This is a genomic window from Mycolicibacterium cosmeticum (assembly GCF_000613185.1).
In the GTDB taxonomy this organism is placed as follows: Bacteria; Actinomycetota; Actinomycetes; order Mycobacteriales; family Mycobacteriaceae; genus Mycobacterium; species Mycobacterium cosmeticum.
In genome coordinates, this window is record NZ_CCBB010000003.1 from 72211 (window position 1) to 94898 (window position 22688).

25 protein-coding genes are annotated in these 22688 nt (G+C 68.7%); 10 read left to right on the forward strand and 15 right to left on the reverse strand.

Annotation, left to right across the window (positions count from 1 at the left end):
- Window positions 1–3 precede the first annotated feature (3 nt).
- On the reverse strand, window positions 4–921 hold the full coding sequence (locus BN977_RS19360) for a mechanosensitive ion channel family protein (protein WP_036400739.1): 918 nt from the start codon (window positions 919–921) through the stop codon (window positions 4–6).
- A 6-nt stretch (window positions 922–927) separates the two neighbouring features.
- The gene (locus BN977_RS32910) at window positions 928–1080 is read right to left on the reverse strand and encodes a hypothetical protein (protein ID WP_165576357.1); all 153 of its coding nucleotides are present in this window, start codon (window positions 1078–1080) and stop codon (window positions 928–930) included.
- 136 nt (window positions 1081–1216) lie between these two features.
- Here BN977_RS32910 and BN977_RS19365 point away from each other — a divergent pair, with 136 nt between their 5' ends.
- The gene (locus tag BN977_RS19365; RefSeq protein WP_024450988.1) at window positions 1217–1474 is read left to right on the forward strand and encodes a DUF7218 family protein; all 258 of its coding nucleotides are present in this window, start codon (window positions 1217–1219) and stop codon (window positions 1472–1474) included.
- On the opposite strand, the gene BN977_RS19370 is transcribed toward BN977_RS19365, so the two are convergent.
- Complete coding sequence (locus BN977_RS19370) at window positions 1468–2535, reverse strand: NAD(P)H-dependent amine dehydrogenase family protein (RefSeq protein WP_024450987.1); 1068 nt, start codon at window positions 2533–2535, stop codon at window positions 1468–1470. The genes BN977_RS19365 and BN977_RS19370 overlap by 7 nt on opposite strands.
- 54 nt (window positions 2536–2589) lie before the next feature.
- Here BN977_RS19370 and BN977_RS19375 point away from each other — a divergent pair, with 54 nt between their 5' ends.
- Together BN977_RS19375 and BN977_RS19380 are read left to right on the forward strand one after the other, a co-directional pair.
- Window positions 2590–3258: a TetR/AcrR family transcriptional regulator gene (locus BN977_RS19375; RefSeq protein ID WP_036400742.1), complete on the forward strand. Its 669-nt coding sequence runs from the start codon at window positions 2590–2592 to the stop codon at window positions 3256–3258.
- 38 nt (window positions 3259–3296) lie between these two features.
- Complete coding sequence (locus tag BN977_RS19380; protein ID WP_024450985.1) at window positions 3297–3998, forward strand: hypothetical protein; 702 nt, start codon at window positions 3297–3299, stop codon at window positions 3996–3998.
- Here the strand turns inward: BN977_RS19380 and BN977_RS19385 are convergent.
- Window positions 3981–5117 carry a hypothetical protein gene (locus BN977_RS19385; protein ID WP_036400744.1) on the reverse strand — a complete coding sequence of 379 codons (1137 nt, stop codon included), beginning with the start codon at window positions 5115–5117 and terminating at the stop codon, window positions 3981–3983. The genes BN977_RS19380 and BN977_RS19385 overlap by 18 nt on opposite strands.
- Window positions 5110–6045: a metal-dependent hydrolase gene (locus tag BN977_RS19390; protein WP_036400746.1), complete on the reverse strand. Its 936-nt coding sequence runs from the start codon at window positions 6043–6045 to the stop codon at window positions 5110–5112. The genes BN977_RS19385 and BN977_RS19390 overlap by 8 nt, the downstream gene beginning before the upstream one ends.
- A gap of 97 nt (window positions 6046–6142) precedes the next feature.
- On the opposite strand from BN977_RS19390, the gene BN977_RS19395 reads away from it, so the two are divergent.
- Window positions 6143–6745 (forward strand): TetR/AcrR family transcriptional regulator, encoded by a 603-nt coding sequence (locus tag BN977_RS19395; RefSeq protein WP_024450982.1) that lies wholly within the window; start codon window positions 6143–6145, stop codon window positions 6743–6745.
- On the opposite strand, the gene BN977_RS19400 is transcribed toward BN977_RS19395, so the two are convergent.
- Complete coding sequence (locus tag BN977_RS19400) at window positions 6746–7636, reverse strand: LysR family transcriptional regulator (RefSeq protein ID WP_036400749.1); 891 nt, start codon at window positions 7634–7636, stop codon at window positions 6746–6748.
- A 72-nt stretch (window positions 7637–7708) separates the two neighbouring features.
- Between BN977_RS19400 and BN977_RS19405 the strand changes: the two genes are divergently transcribed.
- Window positions 7709–8761, forward strand: coding sequence for an alpha/beta fold hydrolase (locus BN977_RS19405; protein ID WP_036400751.1), 1053 nt, complete (start codon window positions 7709–7711; stop codon window positions 8759–8761).
- On the opposite strand, the gene BN977_RS19410 is transcribed toward BN977_RS19405, so the two are convergent.
- From BN977_RS19410 to BN977_RS19435, 6 genes are all read right to left on the reverse strand, one after another.
- Window positions 8736–9590 carry a hypothetical protein gene (locus tag BN977_RS19410; protein ID WP_051562095.1) on the reverse strand — a complete coding sequence of 285 codons (855 nt, stop codon included), beginning with the start codon at window positions 9588–9590 and terminating at the stop codon, window positions 8736–8738. The genes BN977_RS19405 and BN977_RS19410 overlap by 26 nt on opposite strands.
- 5 nt (window positions 9591–9595) lie before the next feature.
- Window positions 9596–10018 (reverse strand): cupin domain-containing protein, encoded by a 423-nt coding sequence (locus tag BN977_RS19415; RefSeq protein WP_036400755.1) that lies wholly within the window; start codon window positions 10016–10018, stop codon window positions 9596–9598.
- Window positions 10019–10110: 92 nt separating this feature from the next.
- Window positions 10111–10704: a sigma-70 family RNA polymerase sigma factor gene (locus BN977_RS19420; protein WP_024450977.1), complete on the reverse strand. Its 594-nt coding sequence runs from the start codon at window positions 10702–10704 to the stop codon at window positions 10111–10113.
- Window positions 10705–10823: 119 nt separating this feature from the next.
- Window positions 10824–13625, reverse strand: coding sequence for an AAA family ATPase (locus tag BN977_RS19425; protein ID WP_036400757.1), 2802 nt, complete (start codon window positions 13623–13625; stop codon window positions 10824–10826).
- Window positions 13626–13726: 101 nt separating this feature from the next.
- On the reverse strand, window positions 13727–14506 hold the full coding sequence (locus BN977_RS19430) for an SDR family oxidoreductase (RefSeq protein ID WP_036400759.1): 780 nt from the start codon (window positions 14504–14506) through the stop codon (window positions 13727–13729).
- Window positions 14507–14572: 66 nt separating this feature from the next.
- On the reverse strand, window positions 14573–15571 hold the full coding sequence (locus BN977_RS19435; protein WP_036400761.1) for a LacI family DNA-binding transcriptional regulator: 999 nt from the start codon (window positions 15569–15571) through the stop codon (window positions 14573–14575).
- 79 nt (window positions 15572–15650) lie between these two features.
- Here BN977_RS19435 and BN977_RS19440 point away from each other — a divergent pair, with 79 nt between their 5' ends.
- Entirely contained in the window at window positions 15651–16424 is a 774-nt protein-coding gene (locus BN977_RS19440) for a TIM barrel protein (protein ID WP_036400762.1), read from the forward strand.
- 61 nt (window positions 16425–16485) lie between these two features.
- Here the strand turns inward: BN977_RS19440 and BN977_RS19445 are convergent, their stop codons facing one another.
- Window positions 16486–17184 (reverse strand): TVP38/TMEM64 family protein, encoded by a 699-nt coding sequence (locus BN977_RS19445; protein ID WP_036403983.1) that lies wholly within the window; start codon window positions 17182–17184, stop codon window positions 16486–16488.
- Between the two features lie 130 nt (window positions 17185–17314).
- Here BN977_RS19445 and BN977_RS19450 point away from each other — a divergent pair, with 130 nt between their 5' ends.
- Window positions 17315–17557: a CDGP domain-containing protein gene (locus BN977_RS19450; protein ID WP_024450970.1), complete on the forward strand. Its 243-nt coding sequence runs from the start codon at window positions 17315–17317 to the stop codon at window positions 17555–17557.
- On the opposite strand, the gene BN977_RS19455 is transcribed toward BN977_RS19450, so the two are convergent.
- Complete coding sequence (locus tag BN977_RS19455; RefSeq protein WP_036400766.1) at window positions 17526–18164, reverse strand: TetR/AcrR family transcriptional regulator; 639 nt, start codon at window positions 18162–18164, stop codon at window positions 17526–17528. The genes BN977_RS19450 and BN977_RS19455 overlap by 32 nt on opposite strands.
- Before the next feature lie 69 nt (window positions 18165–18233).
- Here BN977_RS19455 and BN977_RS19460 point away from each other — a divergent pair, with 69 nt between their 5' ends.
- Window positions 18234–19397 carry an aromatic ring-hydroxylating oxygenase subunit alpha gene (locus BN977_RS19460; protein WP_036400769.1) on the forward strand — a complete coding sequence of 388 codons (1164 nt, stop codon included), beginning with the start codon at window positions 18234–18236 and terminating at the stop codon, window positions 19395–19397.
- 61 nt (window positions 19398–19458) lie between these two features.
- Here the strand turns inward: BN977_RS19460 and BN977_RS19465 are convergent, their stop codons facing one another.
- A complete protein-coding gene (locus BN977_RS19465; RefSeq protein ID WP_024450967.1) occupies window positions 19459–19881 on the reverse strand; it encodes a nitroreductase family deazaflavin-dependent oxidoreductase in 423 nt (140 codons plus the stop codon).
- 121 nt (window positions 19882–20002) lie between these two features.
- Here BN977_RS19465 and BN977_RS19470 point away from each other — a divergent pair, with 121 nt between their 5' ends.
- Complete coding sequence (locus BN977_RS19470; RefSeq protein ID WP_036403985.1) at window positions 20003–21373, forward strand: LLM class flavin-dependent oxidoreductase; 1371 nt, start codon at window positions 20003–20005, stop codon at window positions 21371–21373.
- A complete protein-coding gene (locus tag BN977_RS19475) occupies window positions 21370–22590 on the forward strand; it encodes an acyl-CoA dehydrogenase family protein (protein WP_036400772.1) in 1221 nt (406 codons plus the stop codon). Before BN977_RS19470 ends, BN977_RS19475 begins: the two co-directional genes overlap by 4 nt.
- Window positions 22591–22688 lie beyond the last annotated feature (98 nt).

Below are 22688 nucleotides of genomic sequence, written 5' to 3' on the forward strand. Positions count from 1 at the left end.
GAATCAGTTTCGGCTGGCCACGGCGTCGACGGTGGGACGAAGTTCGGCGTCACCGGCGATGCCGGCCCGGCGCAGCTTCCCGACGATCATGCCGCGCAGCCGGCGGCCGACCTCGAACTGTTTGCCGGGCAGCGTGCGAGCCACCATCCGCACGTGCACGTTGTCGACCTCGATGCTCTCCACGCCCATCAGGGACGGGGTGTCGAGCAGCAGATCGCACAACTGCTCGTCCTTGGTGGCTTCGGTGGTGACATCCTGCAGTAGTTGGTTGACCTGGTTGAGGTCCTCGGACACCGGCACCGGGATGTCGATGACGGCGCGGGCCCAGTCCTTGGACAGGTTGTTCGACCGCACGATCTGCCCGTTCGGAATGGTGTAGACCTCCCCGTCGCTGTTACGCAGCTTGGTGACGCGCAAGGTGACGTCCTCGACGGTGCCGACCGAGTCCGTCGACGCGCCGGTCACCGTCAATCGCACGAGATCGCCGAAGCCGTACTGCTTTTCGACGATGATGAAGAATCCGGCCAGCAGATCCTGGACCACCCGCTGCGCACCGAAACCGAGCGCGGCGCCGAGCACCGCCGCAGGGGCCACCAGGGACCCGATGGGCAGGCCGAGCAGACCGATGATGTCCAGCCCGACGATGATGTACACCACCGCGATCGCCACCCAGGAAATCACCGAGGCGACCGCCTGCCGGTGTTTGGTGGCCTCCGAACGGACCAGCGTGTCGCCTTCGGATACGCCGAGCCGACGGGTGATCCGTTGTGCCGTATAGCGGATGAGCCTGGCCGCCAGAATGGAGAACAACACCAGCACGACGATGCGCAGGCCCTTGTGGGCCACCCAGGTGCCGACTTCGCTGTGCCAGAAGGAATTCCAATATTGTGCCGCCGAGGCGGTCAGTTGTGTTCCCTGCATGCCACCTCAGCTCACCGTGAACGTGTCGACGGTGGCGATGTGATGTTCCGGCATCCGGAACAAGAGCTGATCCATGAGAACCTTCCTGTTGATCGCGCGCCGCTCACCGCTGCTGGCGGCGACGCGTCGGCGGTCTTCGGCGACGTCCTGTCCGCGCACACGGCGCACGGCGCATCAGGACGAGACCTCTTCGGAGTTTCCCGGGGGTGTGACGGCCAAACCTGGCGGGAGGTTTCAGCTGGTGCGGGTCTGGGCATCATCAAACGGCACACGATTTGCCGAGGGGGTAGTCACGGTGCCCAATGCATCGATCAAGAACGAGGAGATGTACCGCGACCTGCGTGAGGAGGGCAACTCCAAGGAGAAAGCGGCCCGCATCTCCAACGCGGCGGCCAAACGCGGGACGTCCGCGGTGGGGCGTAAGGGCGGCCGGTCCGGCAGCTACGACGCCTGGACGGTCGCGGAGTTGCGTAAACGCGCCAAGGAACTCGGACTGTCCGGCTATTCGAACCTGCCGAAGGACAAGCTGATCAGCAAGCTGCGCGACTATTGAGATCGGCCGGCGGGGACCACTCCGCGCGGCACGATGAGCGGCAGGTCGTTGTAGGTGACGATGCCCGGTGCCGCTGCCACGACGGCGGGAATCGCGTGCAGCGGGGGTGTGGCGGTCATGATGTGGCCGAGCACCATGAATTCCGCCAAGGTGGTGGCCCCGAAGTCCGGTGGCGGCAGGAAGCCGACCTTCATCGTGACGGTCGGGCGCCCGGCGACCTCGATGACCCACCCGTCCTGGTCGATGTGCCAGTCGGGCTCCAGCGTCCGGCCCTTGCGCCAGCGCAGCGTCAGTTCGACCCGGGTGACCCCGGCCACGATTCCCAGCCACCGGACGAACACACCGGCGACGCAGCCGGCCGGGATGGTCCAGGAGCCCAGGTCGAGGTCCTCGGTGGTCTTGGCGTAGTCGGCCTCGCAGCGCACCTCGTCGAACTCGATGCCCAGCGCGTCACCGATCATCCGGACCGCCTCGCCGAACACACCGGTGCCGTGGGCGGTCATCGACGGCAGGTCGGGGTCGCCGATCGGGCGGCCGAAACCGACCGGCTTCTCCGTCTCGGGAGAGTCGTAGAAGGTGGTGTCGGCGGCCTCGTTCACGGTGATCCTGTCCACCCGGTCGCAGATGCCGGCCGCCACGATGGCCAGTTGGTTGACGTACCCCGGGCTGATGCCGGACCCGAACATGGTCGATGCGCCCCGCAGGCAGGCGTCGGCGATCCGGTCCCGGCCCTGGCCCTGGTTGTGCCCGGTGATGAACGACGCGGTCGCCACCACGTTGACGCCGGCCTCCAGGATGCGGACCAACTCGTCGACGTCGATCCACATCGGGTTGTAGACCACCACGTCCGGTTCGAGCGCCAACAAGGCGTCCACGTCGTTGCTGGCGGTCACCCCCATCGGCGCGATGCCGGCGAGTTCGCCGACATCTCTTCCGGCCTTGTCCGGTGACCACGCGTAGCAGCCGACCAATTCGAGCGTGGGATTGCGGGCGATGGCCGCCACCGAACTCTTGCCCACGTTGCCCGTCGTCCACTGCACCACGCGGTACGGCTTCGTCATGGCAGGAGTTTTTCACGGTCGTGAGAAAAAGGAAAGAGGGCTAGTGTCGGCCGGGTGACTGCGCAGCCGGAACCCGTCGACGGTGCCCCCCGGCGCCGAGGGCGGCCGCGCCGGATCAGCCGAGAGCAGATCGTCGCCGCCGCACGACGCATCGCCCCCGCGGAACTCACCATGCAAGCCGTCGCGGATGCGCTCGGCGTGGACCGCACCGCGCTGCACTACTACGTCGGTGACCGCGACGGTCTGCTGGAACTGGTGGTCGCCGACCTCTTCGACGCCGAACTCGGGGCCGTGCGGTTACCGGAGGATGCCGACTGGCAGGAGGTGCTGCGCGCCTACGCGACGGCGATCCGCGCGGGCGTGCTGCGGTGTGGGGTCACCACGACCAACTTCCGGATCCGGGGGATCGGCGGCGCCGCCGGCCTGGCGCTGGCCGAGCGGGTACTCACCGCCCTGACCGGCGCCGGGTTCGCCGTCGATCACGCGGGCCGGGCGCTGACCCTGGTCGCCGGTATCGCCATGTCCGCCGCGCACGACGTGCTCGGCAGTGCCCAGTCGCGGCTGCACCACCAGACTCCCGAGGTGGCGCGTGCCCTGAAAGAGCTTCCCGCGCAAAATTTCCCGGTGCTCGCGGCCGTCGTCGCGGGCCGTCCGGGGACCGACGATTTCGATTTCAACCTGGGCATCGTGATCGCCGGGCTGGAGCGCCATCTCCAGGGGTAGCCGCGCCGGCGTCGCGGCGCATGCGCCAGGATGGCGGTATGGCTCTCATCCCGATGCCGAAAGCCGAGCTCACCGACGAGGACGTGACCAGCGCGCTGGGCCGTGCGGTGGGCCTGATCGACCTGATCCTGGATGTGCTGGCCGAGGCCGACCCGCTCGGGTTACGGCCCCGACTGAGGTGCGTCGACGTCCCGGGCACCACGGCGTGGGACGCCAAGGATCGCGCGGCCCGGATCCGCTGGTGGGTCCGGCGCGTGGGCGCCCTCGACACGCTGCTGGTGGCGTTCCCGGGGGTCCTCGGTGCGGTCGCCGACCGCCTGCCGATCCAGGATCTGCTCGGCTTCACCAATCAGGCGATCGTGTTGTGCGCCGTGGCGCGCGAGCACGGCATCACCGATACGCCGACCCGCGTGCGGATGCTGGCGGCCGTGCTGTGCGGCCGCGACGTCAGGCCCGAATCGGACCCCGGATCGGACCCGGCGCCGCAGGATCCCGGCTGGGCCCAGATGTCGCTGGCCAGGAAGGTGTGGCAGCTGGCGGGCATCCTGGGCGCCGTCGCCGCTGAACTGGGCAAGCGGCCCCAACCCCGCGGCCTGTTCCGTTACCTGGGCATGCTGCCCTGGCTGGGAGCGGTGGCCGACTATCTCGGTGAGTACGGCGCCCTGGTGCGCGCCGCCGCGGCCGCCGAGCAGTGGATCACCTCGCACGCCGGCGTCACCGCGTCACCGGCCGGTCAGTAGCGGCTCGCGCGCGGTCTGGGCCCGCGGCGCCACACTGCGGCAGGCGGCAAGGCACAGTCCGGCGATGGCGAAGCACACCAGGGTGTACCAAAGGCTGCCGATCGGGTCGCCGTCGGCCGTGACCCCGTCGACGGCGCCGAAGTAGGCCGGCAGGGCCGCGACCCACAGCACCGCCATGACGACCAGGTACACCGCGGCGTAGCCGAGAATCAGCGGATTGCGGTGGCCGGACCCGGTTTCGCGCAGGCTGCGCCATTGACCGATCAGCACCGGCACCGCGACGATCGTCACGGCGACCAGCTCCAGCGCATACACGACGCCGCCGATATCGGTGCTACCGGTGATCCTGCCGACCACGGTGGCGGGCAGCGGCAGCACCGCGGTGCCGACGGAGGCCAGCACGCCGACCACGATGGTGCGCCAAAGTATCTGCAGGCCGGTGTAATTCGTGCCGGCATCGACGTAGCGGCCGACGAACAGCTGCACGCAGAAGGCCAGCGACATCGGCCACAGGGCGGCGAACACCACGACGCTGGGCAATGGGACCGAATCGAAGAACGGCTGATTCATCGGATGGTCCAGCGTCCATTCCCACCACCGCAACTGGGGCCCGAGATGGTCGAAGATCTCGTAGAACGCGTGATGGACGAAGCCGACGCAGATCGCGCCGACCAGTACCCCGCGCCGAGCGAACACCCCGAGGATGCGGACGATCTCGAACGCGACGGTGGCCATCATCGGGTAGATCGCGATGATGTAGAGGGGGAGCCGGCCCCACAGGAAGTCGACGGTGAACACGTTGTGCGCGAACATGGTGTCGACGTACTCGCCGATCCCGAACTGCGCCGGGAAGTACAGCGGCGGCTCGATGATGAGCAGATACGCGATCGCGCCGAACCACAGCACCACGTTGGTGGGGTCGCCGTGGCGGCGCCACCGGTTGACGGCGTAGACCAGCGACAGCACCGCGCCGGCGATGACGATGAGCTCCAGCACCGGCAGGGTCCAGTTCTGAAGGGCCAGCGGGTTGCGGAAGGAGATCAAACCACCCATCTCGTCGCACGAGAACCCAAGGCGCGCAGCCAGACCGGCGAACGTCGCGGCACAGAGATCAGACATCGGCGGCCGCCTTGGCGGTGTCGCCTGCGGTATACCACTTGGTCACGTCGTAGCCCTCGTCGTAGCGCCGGAACCACTCACCGGCCAGCGCAGGCAGCTTCTCGTGCGCCGGATCATGTCCGGGGATCTGGCTGCGCACGATACCCACAAACGCGGTGAGCAGTTCCCGCTTGGACAGATTGGGGAATGGGCTCTGGAACGGGCCGTAGTCGGGCCGGCGACCGATCTTCTGCAGAAAGGCGTTCTTGCCGCGCTCGAGGGCGAAGGTGGACACGGCGTCGACCTTGCGCACCTCCAACGGGATGTGCTTGTTGAAGCCGTCGCACGCCATCCGCACGACGTCGAGCACGTGCTTGAAGATGGACGGGGCGACCCTGGCCCGGTACCAGGGGTCGCCCACCAGGCCGTTGTAGATGATCAGGGCGGAACTGCGGTGTTCGACCTCCTCGACGAAATGCCACAGGAACAGCGAGGCCACCCGGTCGTCACCCGGGGCGAACAGCGTCGCGTCGTTGTCCAACATCAGCTTGAACACCGGGGTGAAGGTGGCTTCCAGGTCGGCGGTGTAGGCCAGCCGGTATTTCAGTGGTGTGTTCTCGACCAGATCGTCGAACGCGGCCATCACCTGGTCCAGCGTCTCCTTGAGCGCCGGGTAGGCCTTGATCAGTCCCCGCGCGTGCTGGCGATGGGCCATCGAATGCTGGCCCTCCTGCCGGGTGAACGCATCGGCCTCCTCGGCGATCACCGGATCGGTGAGCAGCGGCTTGGCCTCGGCCATGGTGCTGACGATCATCTTCTCGAACGCGATGGCCAGGAAGGACACCGCATTCGCCATCGCGGAGAACGCCGGATTGGTCTCGTTCCACAGGAACGGGACGTCGTAGTCGGCGAACGCGAACCGCATCTTGCGCACCACCAGGTCCGTCATCGGAGCACCTCGCTGTAATCATACAAATAAGCCGTCGTGTGTATGTTGACATCGTGCGGTGTGCCCCGTCAACGCGGGGTGGCGATATCCTGCGACCATGGCGCGCAGGCGCGGATGGGGCGGCGAACCGCCGCGCAGCGACGAGGAGGCGACGGCGCGGATCGTCGACGCGGCCGTCGAACTCATCGCAGAAACCGGCAAGGGCATCAGCATCGCGGATGTCGCGGCCTCCCTGGGCGTCATCCGCCAGACGGTGTACCGCTACTTTCCGACGGCCGATTCGCTGATGCACGCGGCGGCCATCGCGTCGGTGGACGGCTTCCTGGATCGGCTGGCCGGTCAGGTGAGCGGTATCGCCGACCCCGCCGAAGCGATGACCGAAGGCGTGATGTTCACCCTCGAAGAGGTGGCGCGCATCCCGCACCTGGCGATCCTGCTGTCCGAGCCGTACGAGAACGCCCGGCCGGGCAGCATGGCCTCCGACGAGGCGCAGGACTTCGGTATGCGGATGATCAACCGGTTCGACGTGGACTGGGCGGCTCACGGGTACGACGACGCGGCGCTGCACGAGTTGGTGGAGTTCACGCTGCGCGTGATGCTGTCCTTCTTCGTGGCGCCCAATCCGGCCGGCCGGTCACGGGAAGACTTGCGCCGCTTCGTCAAACGCTGGCTGGGCGGCGCGATCTCGGCCCAGCGTTGACTACCGGACCGGGGCGGCGGCCAGCAGGGTGTCGGCCAGCCGCGCGGTGGCCGGGGTCATCTGCCCGACCGGCGGCGAGGCGAGGTAGACCTGCCAGATCACCGGGTCGACCAGTTCGACGGCGTGCAGATGGGGGAACCGGCGCGCCTCGCAGCGTGGCATGAACGTGGTGCCCAGCCCGTTGCTCACCAACTCGGCGATGGCGGCGAAGCCGGCGGGCACCTCGTACTGGGTCTGGGCGTGCACGCCGGCGGCGTGAAAAGCGTTGTCCACCAGCTTGCGCAGCCCGAAGTCGGGCGGGAAGCCGACCAATTCCTCGGTGGCGACATCGGCAAGGTCCAATCGTCGCGATGCCGCCAGCGGGTGGTCGGAACGGCACACGAAGGTCATCGGCTCTTCGAACAACAGCCGCAGATCCAGCTGCGCGGGAAACCGGTTGGGCATCGACACCAGGGCCAGGTCCAGTGAACCCTCGGTCAACGCGGCCAGGTAGGCCGAGGCGCCACTCTGGCTGAGCCGCAACCGTAACCGCACATGCGGGTGCGCCCGGTGGAACTCGCCGAGGGCGCCGGCCACGTCCAGTGGGCCGAAGGAAATCAGCGATCCGAACTCGACCGTGCCGGAGAGGGTTCCGCGGAACTCGCCGATCGACTCGGTGGCCGCCCTGGTTGCCCGCAACACGTCGAACGCGTGCGCCCGGAAACGTTCACCGGCGGCGGTCAGGGTGATCTGCTGGCGGCTGCGGTCGAACAGCTGCACACCCAGCTCGCGCTCGAGCTTGCCCACCGAGGTGGACAGGGCCGACTGCACGACATGGGCGCGCTCGGCGGCCCTGGTGAAGCTCAGCTCGCCGGCGACGGCGAGGAAATGTTCGATCTGACGCAGTTCCACATCTACACAATAGATGGCATGCATGAAAGAGAATCGTTGGACCAGATGACGCCGTCGTGCTCAGATGAACACATGACTGGTGCGGCCTCACCCGCGATCAACCGTCGGAACTTCGCCCGGCTCACCACCCTTGCCGCGGGCGCGCTCACCGTGGCCGCTTGCAGCCCCGCGCCGAAGGAGGCCCCGGCCACCCCGGCCGGACCGTCCGGGCCACCGGCCGCGCCACGGCACTCGCTGGGGCCCGTCAAGCAGATCGACGCGGGACCGTTGACCGTCGGTTACGTCGACGCCGGGCCCGCCGACGGGCAACCGGTGATCCTGCTGCACGGCTGGCCGTACGACATCCACAGCTATGCCGATGTCACCGCCACCCTCGCCGGGCAGGGCTTTCGGGTCATCGTCCCGTTCGCCCGCGGCTTCGGGTCCACCCGGTTCCGGTCGGCCGACACCGTCCGCAACGGCCAGCAGTCGGCGTTGGCCCACGACGTCATCGATCTGATGGATGCGCTGAACATCCGCAGTGCCATCCTCGGCGGCTACGACTGGGGTGGTCGTACCGCCAATGTGGTGGCCGCGCTGTGGCCGCAGCGGGTAGCGGGACTGGTTGCCGTCAGCGGTTACCTCATCGTCAACCTGGAAGCCAATCTTGCGCCGCTGCCGCCGAAGGCCGAATACGGTTGGTGGTACCAGTACTACTTCGCCACCCCGCGCGGCGAACTCGGCTACCGGCAGAACACCAAGGAGTTCAACCGCTTGATCTGGCAGAACGCCTCTCCGCTATGGCATTTCGACGACAGCACCTATGACCTGTCGGCGGCGGCGTTCGACAACCCCGACCATGTGGCGATCGTCATCCACAACTACCGGTGGCGCCAGAGCCTCGCCCCCGGAGAAGCCCGCTACGACGAGGACGAACGACGGCTGGCCGCGAAACCGCCGATCACCGTGCCCACCATCACGATCGGCAGCGACTTCGACGGGCCGGCCAAGGACGGCGCCGGCTACCGTGCGCGCTACACCGGCCGCTACGCGCACCGGGTGCTCGACGGTATCGGACACAACGTTCCGCAGGAAGCGCCCGATCAGTTCGCCGCCGCGGTCAACGACGTGCACCGGATGGCGTGAGCCAGGCCGCGATATTGCGCACGTAGTCCTTGAAGGTCTCCAGACGCGACGGATCGTCCTTGATCGCACAGCCGGGCGACTCGGTGACGAAGGTCGGCGCGCCGCGGCCGACATCCCAGTTGTAGTCCGCGAAATGGTGGAACGTGGACTCCGCCAGGGCCCGGCCCGTCCTCTCGTTCGCCTGCGGCCCCGGTTCCTCCAGTGCCACGGCCAGATTGAACCGCCGACCGGTCGACGTGCTGCGACCCTGGGCCACCACTCGTGCACCCGGCACGTCGGCCGCAACCAACCCCTCGTGCGGGTGGGCCGGGAACCACTCGATGCGCCCGCTGGCCGTTCGGCCGGTGCGCAACAGTTCGTGCACGACACCGTCGACCAGCACCGGCTGGTAATCACCATTGGCGCCGGAATGGAAATTGGGCCAGGAGATGTCGGGATTGTCGCGGTCGTCGCACATGCTGTCCGGGTCGACCGCCGGATCGTGGAATCGATTGACCGCCCCCAGTGAACCCAGCCGCAGCAGACAACTGCCGAGTTCCTGATGATCACGCGCGGTGAGCACCCCGCCGCCGGCCAGCCGGAACCGCGTGATGGCCTCGCACTCGGCGGCGGTGAGACCGCCGCCGGTATCGACGGCCATCAACCACAACTGGTCGTACCCGAGCTCGTCGAGATGTGACAACACCGGATCGTCGTCATGGCCGGCGCGGTTGCGAGCGATCACCTGGTGCCCGGCCGCGCGCAATTCGTCGGCCAGCAGGGTGAACCGGGAGATGTCCCAGTCGTCGGCGGCGGCCGGAATGGTGGTCTGTAACAGGATTCTGGACATCGAGCTCACTCCTGGGACGGTGTGGCCGGCACGCGTAGGTGCGCGCGGGCGGCCAGTTCCTCGTCGTCGACGAGGGTCAGCATCGGTTGCCCGGGCACGCACATCATGGTGACCAGGAATCGGCTGCTGATGTCGTCACGGTTGTTGGCGTCGGAATAGTGGATGACGTCGCCGCCCGGCTCCCAGAACGCCTCACCGGCCCGGATCACCCGCGGCGGTTCGCCTTCCAGCTCGAACAACATCTCGCCTTCGAGCATGTAACCGAAGGCGGGGCCGGTGGGATGCCGGTGCGGCGGCGCACCGGCGCTGCCGGGTGGGTATTCGATGATCACCGTCATGGCGTGTGCGCCTTCGGGCATGAACGGCGGGACGACGTCCTGGACGACGGTCAGCGCGTCCTCCCAGCCCGGGTCGTAGCTCTTGGTCATGGGTGCTCCTCGGTGGTCGAGTCAGTCGGCGCTGCCGCGATATCCGCCGTGCCGCAGGTGATCTGTGCGGTCTGCTGTGCCAGCTCCACGGGTCAGGCGATCCGTCGCTCGTGCGGGGCCAGTGAGGTGCGCAGCCGCTGGCGGCCACGTGACACGCGGGACATCACCGTGCCCATCGGAATGTCCATGATGGCAGCGGTTTCGGCGTAGGTGTAGCCCTCGACGTAGGCGTAGAACATCGCGGTGGTGAAACCCTCCGGCAGCTCGGCCAGGGCCTCGGTGAGTTCCGGATCGGGCAGCGCGCCGAGCACCACGGCCTCGGCGGAGTGCAGGCCACCGGATTGATGGGTGGCGGCGCGGGCCAGCTCGCGGTCGGTGATGTCCTCCACCGCCACCTCGGCGGGGCGGCGTTGCCTGCCCCGGTGGTTGCTGACCCACCGGTTGTACATGATCCGGAACAGCCAGGCCTTCAGATTTGTGCCGGTGCGGAACTTGCGGAACCCGGTGTAGGCGTGCAACAGGGTGTCCTGCAACAGATCTTCGGCGTCGGCCTCGGTGCGGGTCAGCCGACGTGCACCGCGATGCAGCACGTCGAACAGGGGCTGGGTGTCACGGGTGAAGCGTGCCGCGAGTTCGGCATCGGATTCGGGCCCGTCCCCGTCTGCCGGGACGGATGTCAGGGTCATGAGTGCCTCCGCGCGTGATTGGGTTTCTCGTTCGAGAACCAGCCTCATCCGGCGAAGGGGCGCGGCGGACCTTTGAAAGTCCGTAGTCCGTAGTTCGTGGTCGGCTTCGTGGCCGGGGGTCACCCCGCCAGCCCTGGTGCCAGCGACAGCGTGCGCAACTGTTTGCGGGAGGTGATGCCGAGTTTGACGAACACCTTGCGCAGATGCCATTCCACGGTGTGGGCGCTGATGAACAGCTGGGCGCCGATCTCCTGGTTGGTCAGGCCGTCGCGGGCCAGCCGGGCGATCTGGGCTTCCTGCGCGGTCAGCTCGTCCCCGGAACCGACCCGTTGTTTGCGGATCTTGTCACCGCTGATGCTCAATTCGCGGCGGGCCCGCTCGGCGAAACCGTGCGCCCCCATCTCGGTGAACAGATCGTGGGCGGCGGTGAGCTGTTTGCGGGCGTCCCCGCGACGGTTGGCCCGTCGCAACCATTCCCCGTAGGACAACCGGGCCCGCGACAGCTGCAGGGCGATATCGGCGCGTTCCAGCCGCTCGATCGCCTCGACGAAGGCGCCCTCGGCGGCGTCGTTGTCGGCGAGCAGGGCCTGGGCGGCGGCGACCGCGCCGAGACCCCAATCGGTGCCGCTGGCGCCCGCGCGTTCGGCGAGCTTCGGCAGCGCCGCCGCGGCGGCGGCCCGGTCGCCGGTGTGTACGGCCGCCTCGATGAGTTCGTACAAGCACCAGCCGTAGAACCCCAGATCCTCGTACTCGCAGCAGCGGTGCGCGGCGGCCAGCGCCTCCTCGTACCGGCCGAGTCCGTTATAGAGCACGGCCCTGCTGAAGCCGGACAGGCCGAGCAGCCGCCCCTCGCCGCGCGCCGCACCGTCGGCGGCGGCCGCCTCGATGACGGTCTCGGCCTCGGCGACCGCGCCCCGCCAGGCCGCCAACAGCAACGTGTGATACCGCACCGGCGCATTGCCCATCGACGCCGTGATGGCCTTCGACTCCTCGATCAGCCTTGTGGCCGAATCGAATTCGCCGCGGTAGAAATGCACACCGGCCCGATAACCGAGCGCAGGCGGCAGCGCTGCCAGTGCGCCGGCCTCCCTGGCCCGGCGCACCGTGTCGCCGGCGATCCGTTCCAGCACCTCGTCGTCCCACATCTCGTGGGCGGCCGATTCCTGGGCGACCGGGAACGGCCAGTACAGCCATTGGCCGGCCCGCTCCTGAGCATGGGCGTTCCACAGCTCGAGCGCCGTGCGCAGGTCCGCCGAACCGGTGCCGGGACCGTCGACGATCCGGGTCGCCATGCCGCGCAACAGATAGTCGACCGGCCGCTGCAGCTGTGCAACGGTGCCCGCGGCCGTCAGGCCCGCGGTGGCCACCTCGGCCAACAGGCCGGGCTCGCCGAGGCGCCCGGCGTAGATCGCCGCGGTGAGGGCTTCCAGGTAGGTTTCGCGGGCCAGCTCGTCGTCCAGTCCGGTCAGCCCGTGTGCGGCGTCGAGCAGCTGAGCGGCGGCCGCACCGACCGGTGGCGTTCCGGTCGAGGTGGCGCGGCTGCGGACGAAGTCCATCTGGGCCCGCATCCGGGCGACCAGTGCTCGTTGCAGGGCCGAAAGCGGTCCCGCTTCGGCCAGCGCCAGCAGCTCGTAGGCGGCCTCGGGCGCGGCGGCCTCCCGCTTGGCGTCGGCCGCCGCGATGGCGCGTGCCCCACGGAGCGACGGGTCCAGGGTGAGGATGGCCGCGCGTTCCAGAAATGCTGCCGCGGCGGCGATTCCGCCTCTGGATTGGGCACGGCCCGCCGATGCCTCCAGCTCCGCGGCGATGGCATCGTCGGGTCCGGTCGCGGCATTGGCGGCGTGCCAGGCCCGGCGGTCGGGGTCGGCCTGCGGATCGGTGGCCTCGGCCAGCGCGCGGTGCACCATCCGGCGGTCAGCGAGGTCGGCGGCGCGGTACGCGGCCGAGCGCATCAGCGGGTGGTGGAACCGCATCCGGTGCCCGAATTCGATGACGCCCGCCTCTTCGGCCGGGGCCAGGGCATCGACCGGGATGCCCAATGCCGCGGCCGCCCGCAGGAACAGCGCCGAGTCACCCACCGGCTCGGCGGCGGCGACCAGCAGCAACCGCTGTGTCTCGGCAGGCAGCGCGGTGATGCGTCGCACGAAGCCGGCTTCGATGGCCGCCGTCGACGATCTCTTGCCGGCAATCCAGAAGCCACCGGCCAACTCGGTGGCGGTCACGGTGCGCGGGACATCGACCAATGCCAAAGGCAATCCCCGGGTTTCGGCGACGATCCGGTCTCGAACCCGCGGGTCGATCCCGCCGAGCATCACCGACTCCAGCAGTGCCCTGGCGTCGGCGTCGGACAACCCGGTGACCGGTAGTTCGGGCAGCCCGGGCAGGATCTCGCTGTAGCCCTCGCGGATGGCGAAAACCATGGCGATGCGCTCGGCGAGCAGCCGCCGCGCGACGAACGCCAGGGTCTGCACCGACGCCTGGTCGAGCCACTGCGCATCGTCGATCAGGCACAGCAGTGGGCGGTCGTCGGCGGCCGCCGCGAGCAGGCCGAGTACCGCCAGACCGACCAGGAACCGGTCCGGGGCGGGTCCGGTGCCGTAGCCGAACGCGACCGCAAGGGCTTGCCGCTGCGGCGCGGCGAGGCTGTCGGCGTGGCGCATCAGGGGCGCGCACAGCTGTTGCAGACCGGCGAACGCGAGTTCCATGTCGGTCTGCACCCCGGCGACCTGGACGATGCGGAAATCGGCGGCCGCGCCGGACACGTACTCGAGCAGCGCCGTCTTGCCGACCCCGGCCTCGCCGCGCAGCACCAGTGTCCGCCCGGTGCCGGAGCGTGCCTGGGACACCAGATCGGCCAGCGCGGCGCACTCCCGGCCGCGGCCGCGCAACTGCGTCCCCCGCCCCCCGGCCTGGCTCGACATAGCTACCACCGTGTCTGTTGATTCGATCTTGGATGCTAGCGAGTGCGAGCACGGGAGGCGATGGTGGGCCGCTGCGCGGTCGAGAAGGGGGACAGTTTCGGTCAGGTGCGTTGCCCGGTGGCCGCGGCCTCGAGAATCCAGTCGGCGAACCGGGTCTCGAAGAACATCGCATCGGCCGACGGCACCAGGGTGTCGGTGTCGATGTCGATACCCCAGTACTTGGCGGTGGGGTCGGCGATCACCGCGCGGTTGTCACCACGGGCGGTCAGCGCGGTCCGGATCAGGTCAGGCAGATCGAACCGTTGCGGCCCGCCGATCTCGGAGAACCCGTTGACCGGTTCGCCGAGGGCGGCGATGGCGACACCCTCGGCGACGTCGACCGCGGCCATCGGCTGAATTCCCTTGGCGGGCAACCGGACCGCACCGTCAGCCGTCGCCGAGTCGGCGATGACGCCCAGGAACTCGAAGAACTGTGTCGCCCGCACGATGGTGTAGGGAATCGGGCCCGCGCCGATGAGCTTCTCCTGGGTCAGTTTCGCGTCGAAATAGCCGCTCTGCTGGGCCAGTGTCGGGGTGCCCACCACCGAGAGGGCCACGTGATGCCGCACCCCGGCGCTCGCCTCGGCGGCCAGCAGATTGGTGGCCGACCTGGTGAAGAACTCCAGCGCCGGCCCGTCCTCGAAGCTCGGCGAGTTCGATACGTCGACCACCACGTCGGTCTGCCGGCCGGCGCCCGTGAGCACGTCGGTCAGCCCTTCGCCGGTGACGGCGTTCACCCCGGTCCGCGGCGATGCCGCGATCGCCTCGTGGCCGTGTGCGGTCAAGGCGTGCACCAGCTTCGATCCGATCAGGCCGGTGCCGCCGATGACGACGATGCGCATGCTGTCCCTCTCCGGCCGCAGCCCACGGCGGCCTCCGCGGACCAGAACGGATGCGCCGGTGGGGATTCATCCCGCGGCCGGTGGTGCGGTGGTACCCCGCACCACCAGCGTCGGGGGCACGACGAGGTCGACCGGTCCGGCATCGCCGGCCGCGTCGTCGAGTCGGCCCACCAGCCGGGCCACCGCCGCGCGGGCCAATTGCGGGGTTTCCTGGCGGATGGTGCTCAGGTCGATGTGCGCCAGCCGGGCCAGCGGGCTGTCGTCGAATCCCAGCACCGAAACCCGTTGGGGTACCGCGATGCCCGCGCGCACCAGGACGTCGAGCACGCCGAGGGCGCAGCGATCGTTGAAGGCGAAGATCGCCGACGGCAGGGCCGCGCCGGAGCCGAGCAGGGCCGTGGCGGCGGCCGCGCCTTCGCGTTCGGTCAGACCGCCGGGCACGGTGGTTGCCGGCAGGCCGGCGGCGCGCATGGCTTGCGTGTAACCGCGGCGCCGCTCGGCGGCGCCGGCTAGCCGGCCACCGTCGAGGTGGACGATGTCGCGATGCCCGAGACCGCGCAGGTGCTCGACGGCCATCGCCGCGCCGGCGGTGTCGTCGCTGCGGACGGCGTCCACGCCGCGTACCCGCCGCGCCACCACGACCAGCGGGGTGGTGGCGGCCAACCGGGTCAGGTCGGCTGCCGGTAGCTCGGGACCGAGCAGCAGCACGGCCTCGCACCGGTCGTCCAGCAGGGTGCGCACGGCGCGGCGTTCGTCGTGGTGTCTGGTGACGCCGCTGAGCACGACCTCGTAACCGAATTCGTCGGCGGCGGCGTAGACGCCGTCGACCAGTTCGGCGTGGAATTCCTGACCGGCGGCGAAGGTCACGCCGAGCAGCTTGGTGCGCAGTTGGCGCAGTCGCCGTGCTCGTGGGTCGGGGCGATAGCCGATCTCGTCGGCGGCCCGGCGCACCCTGGCGCGGGTCTCGTCGCTGGCGCCGGGGACGTCGCGCATGACGATGGACACCAGCGCGCGCGAGACACCGGCGTGCCGGGCCACATCCTCCAGCGTGGGGCGGTGCTGCATGACACGACACTAGAAGGTTCTAGTCGAGCCGTGCTTTACTGAGCGCAACTAGAACGTTCTAGTCGAACGGAGAGAGAAGATGGGTTTCCAGCTGGCCGTGTGCTCGGAGATGGTGTTCCGGGACCTGCCGATCGTCGAGCGGGTCGAGCGGATTCACGAGCTCGGCTTCGCCGCGGAGATCTGGAGCTGGCACGACAAGGACCTGGCCGCGCTGGCCGCGACGGGGGCCTCCTTCACGTCGATGACCGGTTATCTGCACGGCGACCTGATCGACCCGGCCACCGCCGGCGAGGTGGTGCGCACCGCGGAACTGAGCATCGAGGCCGCCGAGACGCTCGGCGTCACCCGGCTGAACCTGCACACCGCCGAACTGGTGGACGGTCAGGCGGCCCGGCCGCGGCAGCGCGCCACCGGGGAGATGTGGCTGACAGCGCTGCGCACCCTGGAGCGCATCGGCGAACTCGGGGCGCGTGCGGGCGTGACGTTCTGCGTGGAGAACCTCAACACCATCGTCGACCACCCCGGTGTGCCGCTGGCCCGTGCCAAGGACACCCTCGCGCTGGTGGAGGGCGTCGGGCATCCCAACGTCAAGATGATGCTGGACCTCTATCACGCGCAGATCGGGGAGGGGAACCTCGTCGAGTTGGTGCGGCGGTGTGGCCCGGCGATCGGGGAGATCCAGGTGGCCGACGTGCCGGGCCGCTGCGAACCGGGCACGGGGGAGATCAATTACCCGGCGGTGGCGCGGGGGCTGGACGGGATCGGGTTCACCGGCACCGTCGGCATGGAGGCGTGGAATTCCGCGGACAGCGAGACCGCGCTGACGGCGTTCCGGGCGGCGTTCACGGTGTGAGCCGCGTTGACTTGGCGTTGGTGGCGGGCGCTTCTCGCACTTTTGCGCCGCCACGGCCAAGTCAACGAGGTGTGCGGCCGCGCCAGGCGCGGTAGCCGCGGTGGGCGGCGAAAACCCCGACGATGGCGGTGACACACCACACCGCGGCGGCGGCGAACGCGAGCGCGGCGGACTTCTCGCCGAGCGCCGCGCCGAGTGAGGTGTACACGAACGCACGCGGCGTCGACCCGATGAGCGCGCCGAGTGCCATCTGCCACAACGGCATTCCGAACGCCCCGAACGCATAGGCGGCCATCGTGTCGGACATGCCCGGAATGAACCGCTGCCCGACGACGGCCCACAACCCGCGCCGCTCGATCAAGCCGTCGAGTCGATCGGCCCGGTCGGCGCCGAGCAGCGCGCGGGCGCTGTCGCGGCCGGCCCGGCGCGCGATCTGGCTGGCGATCATCGCGGTGCCGACGGTGGAGCCGAGCGTGACGCCGAGTCCCACCGCCGGCCCGAACAGCAGTCCGCTGCCGGCGGCCAGGATCGGGCCGGGCACGAAGAGGGCACCGAGCACGGCCGAGACCACGACGTAGGCCAGCGGCGCGGCGGGCCCGGCGGCGGTGACGACGGCGCGGATCTCGTCAGCGTCGACCACGCGGCCCACCGCCATCAGGGCGAACAGTGCCGCCAGCACCGCCGCGAACAAGACCAGGCGCACGATGTGGCGGCGCCGGTCTGCGGTGTCCGGGCTCGCTGCGCCCTCGGTATCGGTCATCTCGCCCGTCATTCTTCCTCACCTGTCCGGCGGCGCCGTGGCGGCGAAATCACCCTTGCCGTGGACCGGCACCCGGAGGATAATTCTAGACAGACTAATTAATTGGTCTGAGCAAGGAATGGCATGAGAGATGAAGGCGAAGATCGCCGGCGCCGTTCTGGTGGCGTTGGCCTTGTCGGGGGCGGGCGCGGTCGCTTCGGCGCCACCGGCCTCCGCGGAGTGTGGAAGTGCCGTCGTCTGGGGTAACGGCGGCGGCCAGTGCGACGGGCCGTTCTATCCGGACGGGAGTTTTCAGCGCTGCGTGACGGTGTACGTGCTGGGTATCGGCGGTTCGAACTGCTTCATCGTTCCTCCTCCGCCGCCCCCGCCCTGACGCTGACGCGGCCGGCATGTGCGCGTACCGCGGGCGCGACCCAGTCGTCGAGGTAGTCGCGCAGCGCCTGACCGTGCCGCGCGGGGCGGCCAGGGTCGACGATGAACGACTGCAGCAGGCGCAGCATGAACTCGACCAGCTCGTCGAGCTTGCTGTCGTCGAATCCCGCTGCGGCCCAGTCGATGTCGAAGCGCTGCAGGATGCTGCGGCCGAACCCGATGGCGATATCGGAGGTCACCCCCGCGGTGAAGGCGCTGGCCTTGCCGGGTTGGAGAACCAGGCCGAGGTAGCGGTCGTGCGGCAACTGCTCGACGGTGTAGGCGATGCCTTCGATGACGGCCTCCGTCGGATCGGTGATCGAACCCAATTGGCCGGCAAGGCGATCCAGGAATCCGGCCACCGATGCGACCGCCGTCGCGGCCATCAGCGTCTCCTGGGTGGGGAAATACCGGTAGACCGTCTGGCGGGTGACGCCGAGGGCCTGGGCCACCGCCGACACGCTCACCGTCCCCTGGGTGTCGATGGCGCGGCGGGACGCGGCGATGATCCGGTCCACCGCTTCCTCGTCGTCGGCCGGGATGTCGCCGGACCAACCATGCCTGCGCATGCGTCGATCGTCGCATGACGCGGCGTACGATCTTGACAATACAGTTACTAAAGAATGTATGGTCAACGCATGGTGGCCCAACCCGCGAACTTCGCCGACGAGGCGCTGACCCGGCGTGCCCTGCGGCACGCGCTCGACGGCACCACCGACATGGCGGATGCCGTGCTCAAGGTGCCGTTGCACTACTACCGCGATCCCAAGATCACCGAAATCGAAGAGACGCAGATTCTGCGGCGGGTGCCGCTGGCGATCGTCCCGTCCGCGCAGTTGCCGAAGAACAACGACTACGTGGTGCGCTCCGTGCTGGGCGACTCGCTGCTGGTGACCAGGGACCGGGCCGGTACCGCCCACGTCTTCCTGAACTACTGCCGGCACCGCGGGGCGATGCCGGCCTGTGGGTCCGGAAATGCCGCGCGCTTCGTGTGTCCCTATCACGCCTGGACCTATCGCAACACCGGCGAATTGTTCATGGTGCCCGGCAAATCGGGCTTCGACACCATGGACACTGCCGACTACGGGCTGGTCGAACTCCCGTCACAGGAACGGTACGGGTTCGTCTGGGCGGTGCTGACCGCCGACGCGACCATCGATGTGGACGACCACCTCGGAGCGCTGGGACCCGAACTGGCGCAATGGAATTATGGATCCTACGGCTACCACACCGATCGCGAGTTCTCCTCCGAGGTGTCCTGGAAGGGCGCGCTGGAGGCGTTCGCCGAGGGGTATCACTTCCCCTTCGTGCACGGCGAAAGCCTGATCGGGCAGAACACGCTGCCCAACACCTCGATCTACGACGAGTTCGGTAAGCACCACCGGATCGGGTTCCCGTTCACCTGGATCATGAACGTCGAACAGGACGCGGACGCGTCACGCGATCCGTCGGCGAACATGGGCGTCATCTACTGGGTGTATCCCAACCTCATCCTGGCCAACAGCCCCGTCGGGGTGGAGATCATCGACATGCTGCCCGAGGGTGAACCGACGCGCTGCACCGTGCGGCATAGCTGGATGGGGCGCGTGCCCGCGGTCGACGACGAGATGCGCGCGTTCTACGACGCCGTCTACGAGGGGGTCCATGCCGCGGTGCGCGACGAGGATTTCGCGATGCTGCCGCAGTGCGGCCAGGGCGTCCGGCACGGTCAGCATGACCACATGATCATCGGCCGCAACGAGATCGCCGTGCAGCACATGGTCAAGGTGTTCGCCCAGGAGCTGGGTATCGCCCTCGGATGAGACGTGCCTGTTCAGCGGCAGTCATGCCGCTGAACAGGCACCGCTCGGGCTATTCGACGGATTATTCGACGACGAAGACCGGGATCTGCCGGTCGGTCTTGGTCTGGTACTCGGCATACGGCGGGTAGGCGGCGACGGCCAGCTCCCACCAGTGCGCCCGCTCGTCACCCTCGACCTCGCGGGCGGTGCCCTCGGTGACCTTGTCCCCGTCCTGGACGGTGACCTGCGGGTGCACCTTCACGTTGTGATACCAGGACGGATGGTTCGGGTCGCCGCCCTTGGAGGCCACCATGGCGTACTTGCCGTTCTCCTCGACGCGCATCAGCGGGACGTAGCGCTTCTTGCCCGACTTCGCTCCCGTCGTGGTGAACAGGACGATCGGACGATCCAGGACCTCGACGCCGTCGGTGGTCCCGGTCTGCAGGATCTTCTCGGTCTGGGTACGGACCCAGTCGGTGGGGCTCAGTTCAGGCTGCTCAGTCACCTGCTGCGCAACACCGATCGGGGTGCGGATATTCCCGGCGATTGTGACGCAACGTTACGGAAGAGAATCGCACCGATTTGATCGCTATCGCAAAAATGTCCGGTCGGCCATCGTGTCGGCGGTGACCCGCCAGATCGTCCTCAACGCATTCGACATGAACTGTGTGACGCACATCGTCGCCGGGACCTGGCGGCACCCGGAATCTCAGGCGGCGCGGTACAAGGACCTGGACTATTGGATCGACCTGGCCCGGCTGTTGGAGCGCGGGCTGTTCGACGGGTTGTTCATCGCCGATGTGCTGGGCATCTACGACGTGTACGGCGGCGGTCCGGAGGCCGCGCTGCGCTCGGGTGCCCAGGTGCCGGTCAACGATCCGCTGCTGGTGGTGCCGGCGATGGCGGCCGTCACCGAGCATCTCGGGTTCGGCATCACCGCGGCCACCTCGTTCGAGCACCCGTACTCGTTCGCGCGCCGGATGTCCACCCTGGACCACCTGACCAAGGGCCGGGTCGGCTGGAACATCGTCACCGGCTACCTGGAGAGCGCGGCCCGCAACCACGGCCTGGACACCATCACCCCGCACGCCGACCGCTACGACATCGCCGACGAGTACACCGAGGTGCTGTACAAGCTGTGGGAAGGTTCCTGGGAGGACGACGCCGTCGGCACCGAACCGGGCCGTGCCCACTACGCCGACCCGGCCAAGGTGCACCCGATCGAGCACTCCGGCAAGCACTTCCGGGTGCCGGGTATCCACCTGTGTGAACCGTCCACCCAGCGCACCCCGGTGCTGTACCAGGCCGGCGCGTCGAACCGGGGTCGGCAGTTCGGCGCGGAGAACGCCGAGGTGATCTTCATCGGCGCACCCACCAAGGAGGTGCTGCGCGAGGCCGTCGCCGACATCCGGACCCGGGCCTCGGATGCCGGGCGCGACCCGTACGACGTGAAGATCGTCAACGGGCACGTCGCGGTCACCGGACCCACCCGGCAGGCCGCGCGCGACCGCTACGACGACTTCCGCCGATACACCGATCCCGAAGGCGCACTGGCCCTCTGGTCGGGCTGGCTGGGCAGCGACCTGTCCCGGTTCGACCTGGACGACCCGGTCGCCGTCACCGACAACGAGTACCTGAAGTCGTCGGTGCAGATGTTCGGGCAGGGCCAGTGGACGCTGCGCGACTTCATCGACGCGCACGCCATCGACGCCGAGGGCGGCTTCAGCGTCGGCGGCCCCACCGAGGTGGCCGACGATCTGCAGTCCTGGGTCGAGGAGACCGACGTGGACGGATTCAACCTCACCAACGTCATCACCCCGGGCTCGTTCGTCGACTTCATCGAGCACGTGGTTCCCGAGCTGCAACGGCGCGGCGTCTACAAGACCGCTTACGAACAAGGTTCGTTGCGGCACAAACTGTTCGGGCGCGGTCCGCGGCTGCCCGAATCACACCGCGCGGCGCGCTACCGCCGTGTCACCGAGGAGGTATCACGATGACCAACACCCTGTCCACCGAACCGCTGACCTACGGCTCCGACCGGCTGGCGCAACTGATCGCCGAGATCGGCGAGGGCGCCCTGGAACGCGAACGCAACAACGAACGGCCGTTCGCCATCATCGATCTGATCCGCGCGTCCGGGCTGGGCGCGCTGCGGATCCCCGCCGAACACGGCGGTGGCGGCGCCACCCTGCGGGAGTTGTTCGCCACGGTGATCGCGCTGGCTGCCGTCGACGTGAACGTCGCGCACATCCTGCGCGGGCACTTCTCCCACGTCGAGGAACGCCTGCGGCTCGACGAGGACCAACGCCGGCGCGTCATCGACCTGGCGCTGCGCGGCGCGATCGTCGGCAACGCGTCCACCGAACTCGGCTCCACCCCGGCCGGGTCGTTCACCTGGAAGACCAAGCTGACCCCCGACGGCGACGGCTTCCGCCTCAACGGCACCAAGTACTTCACCACCGGCACGCTGTACGCCGACTACGCCGAGGTGCTGGCCAGTAATCCCGAGGGCGCCACGGTGATCGCGCTGGTGCCCACCGACCGGGACGGGGTGAGCGTGCTCGACGACTGGGACGGCTTCGGGCAGCGCGCCACCGGCACCGGGACCGCCGTCTTCGACAACGTCGAGGTGCACGCCGAGGAACTGCTGCAGTTCGCGCCGCCGGACGCCGATGCCGAGCCGCCGGCGCTGTATCTGTCCGGGGCGTTCTTCCAGCTGTACGTCACCGCGCTGGAAGTCGGTGTGCTGCACGCACTCCGCAACGACGCGGTGGCCCATGTGCATCAGCGCCCGCGCAGCTTCACCTGGGCGCCGAATCCGTCGGCGCCCGATGATCCGCTGCTGCAGCGGGAGATCGGGGAGATCGCCGCGGCCGCCTACGCGGGTGAGGCCACGGTGCTGGCCGCCGCCGACGCGCTGGAGCGGGCCTACGACGCCGACGTCGCCAAGACCGATCCGAACCTCGAACTGGCGCATGAGGCGTCGCTGCAGGCCGCCGCGGCCAAGGTCGTCATCGACGGGCTGGCGCAGAAGGCCGCATCGCAGATCTTCGATGTCGGCGGGGCGTCGGTGGTACGCCAGGCGCATCTGCTGGACCGGCACTGGCGCAACATCCGCACGCTCGCCTCACACAACCCGACGTCGTACAAGGCCCAGGCCATCGGCGCCTACTACACCCGCGGCACCAAACTGCCCGGCAGCGGCTACTTCTGACCGGTGATTTGTGGAGCCGCACCCGTAATCATTACGGGTGCGGCTCCACAAATCGCGGTGATCCAGACGCTGGGGGTTTGTTTCGGCAGCCATTACCG

Bases quoted from the DNA above. Each gene is read 5' to 3' on its own strand.
- BN977_RS19360 (WP_036400739.1), bottom strand. From the start codon at position 921: ATGCAGGGAACACAACTGACCGCCTCGGCGGCACAATATTGGAATTCC.
- BN977_RS19370 (WP_024450987.1), bottom strand. From the start codon at position 2,535: ATGACGAAGCCGTACCGCGTGGTGCAGTGGACGACGGGCAACGTGGGC.
- BN977_RS19380 (WP_024450985.1), top strand. From the start codon at position 3,297: ATGGCTCTCATCCCGATGCCGAAAGCCGAGCTCACCGACGAGGACGTG.
- BN977_RS19385 (WP_036400744.1), bottom strand. From the start codon at position 5,117: ATGTCTGATCTCTGTGCCGCGACGTTCGCCGGTCTGGCTGCGCGCCTT.
- BN977_RS19390 (WP_036400746.1), bottom strand. From the start codon at position 6,045: ATGACGGACCTGGTGGTGCGCAAGATGCGGTTCGCGTTCGCCGACTAC.
- BN977_RS19395 (WP_024450982.1), top strand. From the start codon at position 6,143: ATGGCGCGCAGGCGCGGATGGGGCGGCGAACCGCCGCGCAGCGACGAG.
- BN977_RS19405 (WP_036400751.1), top strand. From the start codon at position 7,709: ATGACTGGTGCGGCCTCACCCGCGATCAACCGTCGGAACTTCGCCCGG.
- BN977_RS19410 (WP_051562095.1), bottom strand. From the start codon at position 9,590: ATGTCCAGAATCCTGTTACAGACCACCATTCCGGCCGCCGCCGACGAC.
- BN977_RS19415 (WP_036400755.1), bottom strand. From the start codon at position 10,018: ATGACCAAGAGCTACGACCCGGGCTGGGAGGACGCGCTGACCGTCGTC.
- BN977_RS19420 (WP_024450977.1), bottom strand. From the start codon at position 10,704: ATGACCCTGACATCCGTCCCGGCAGACGGGGACGGGCCCGAATCCGAT.
- BN977_RS19425 (WP_036400757.1), bottom strand. From the start codon at position 13,625: ATGTCGAGCCAGGCCGGGGGGCGGGGGACGCAGTTGCGCGGCCGCGGC.
- BN977_RS19430 (WP_036400759.1), bottom strand. From the start codon at position 14,506: ATGCGCATCGTCGTCATCGGCGGCACCGGCCTGATCGGATCGAAGCTG.
- BN977_RS19435 (WP_036400761.1), bottom strand. From the start codon at position 15,571: ATGCAGCACCGCCCCACGCTGGAGGATGTGGCCCGGCACGCCGGTGTC.
- BN977_RS19440 (WP_036400762.1), top strand. From the start codon at position 15,651: ATGGGTTTCCAGCTGGCCGTGTGCTCGGAGATGGTGTTCCGGGACCTG.
- BN977_RS19445 (WP_036403983.1), bottom strand. From the start codon at position 17,184: ATGACCGATACCGAGGGCGCAGCGAGCCCGGACACCGCAGACCGGCGC.
- BN977_RS19450 (WP_024450970.1), top strand. From the start codon at position 17,315: ATGAAGGCGAAGATCGCCGGCGCCGTTCTGGTGGCGTTGGCCTTGTCG.
- BN977_RS19455 (WP_036400766.1), bottom strand. From the start codon at position 18,164: ATGCGCAGGCATGGTTGGTCCGGCGACATCCCGGCCGACGACGAGGAA.
- BN977_RS19460 (WP_036400769.1), top strand. From the start codon at position 18,234: ATGGTGGCCCAACCCGCGAACTTCGCCGACGAGGCGCTGACCCGGCGT.
- BN977_RS19475 (WP_036400772.1), top strand. From the start codon at position 21,370: ATGACCAACACCCTGTCCACCGAACCGCTGACCTACGGCTCCGACCGG.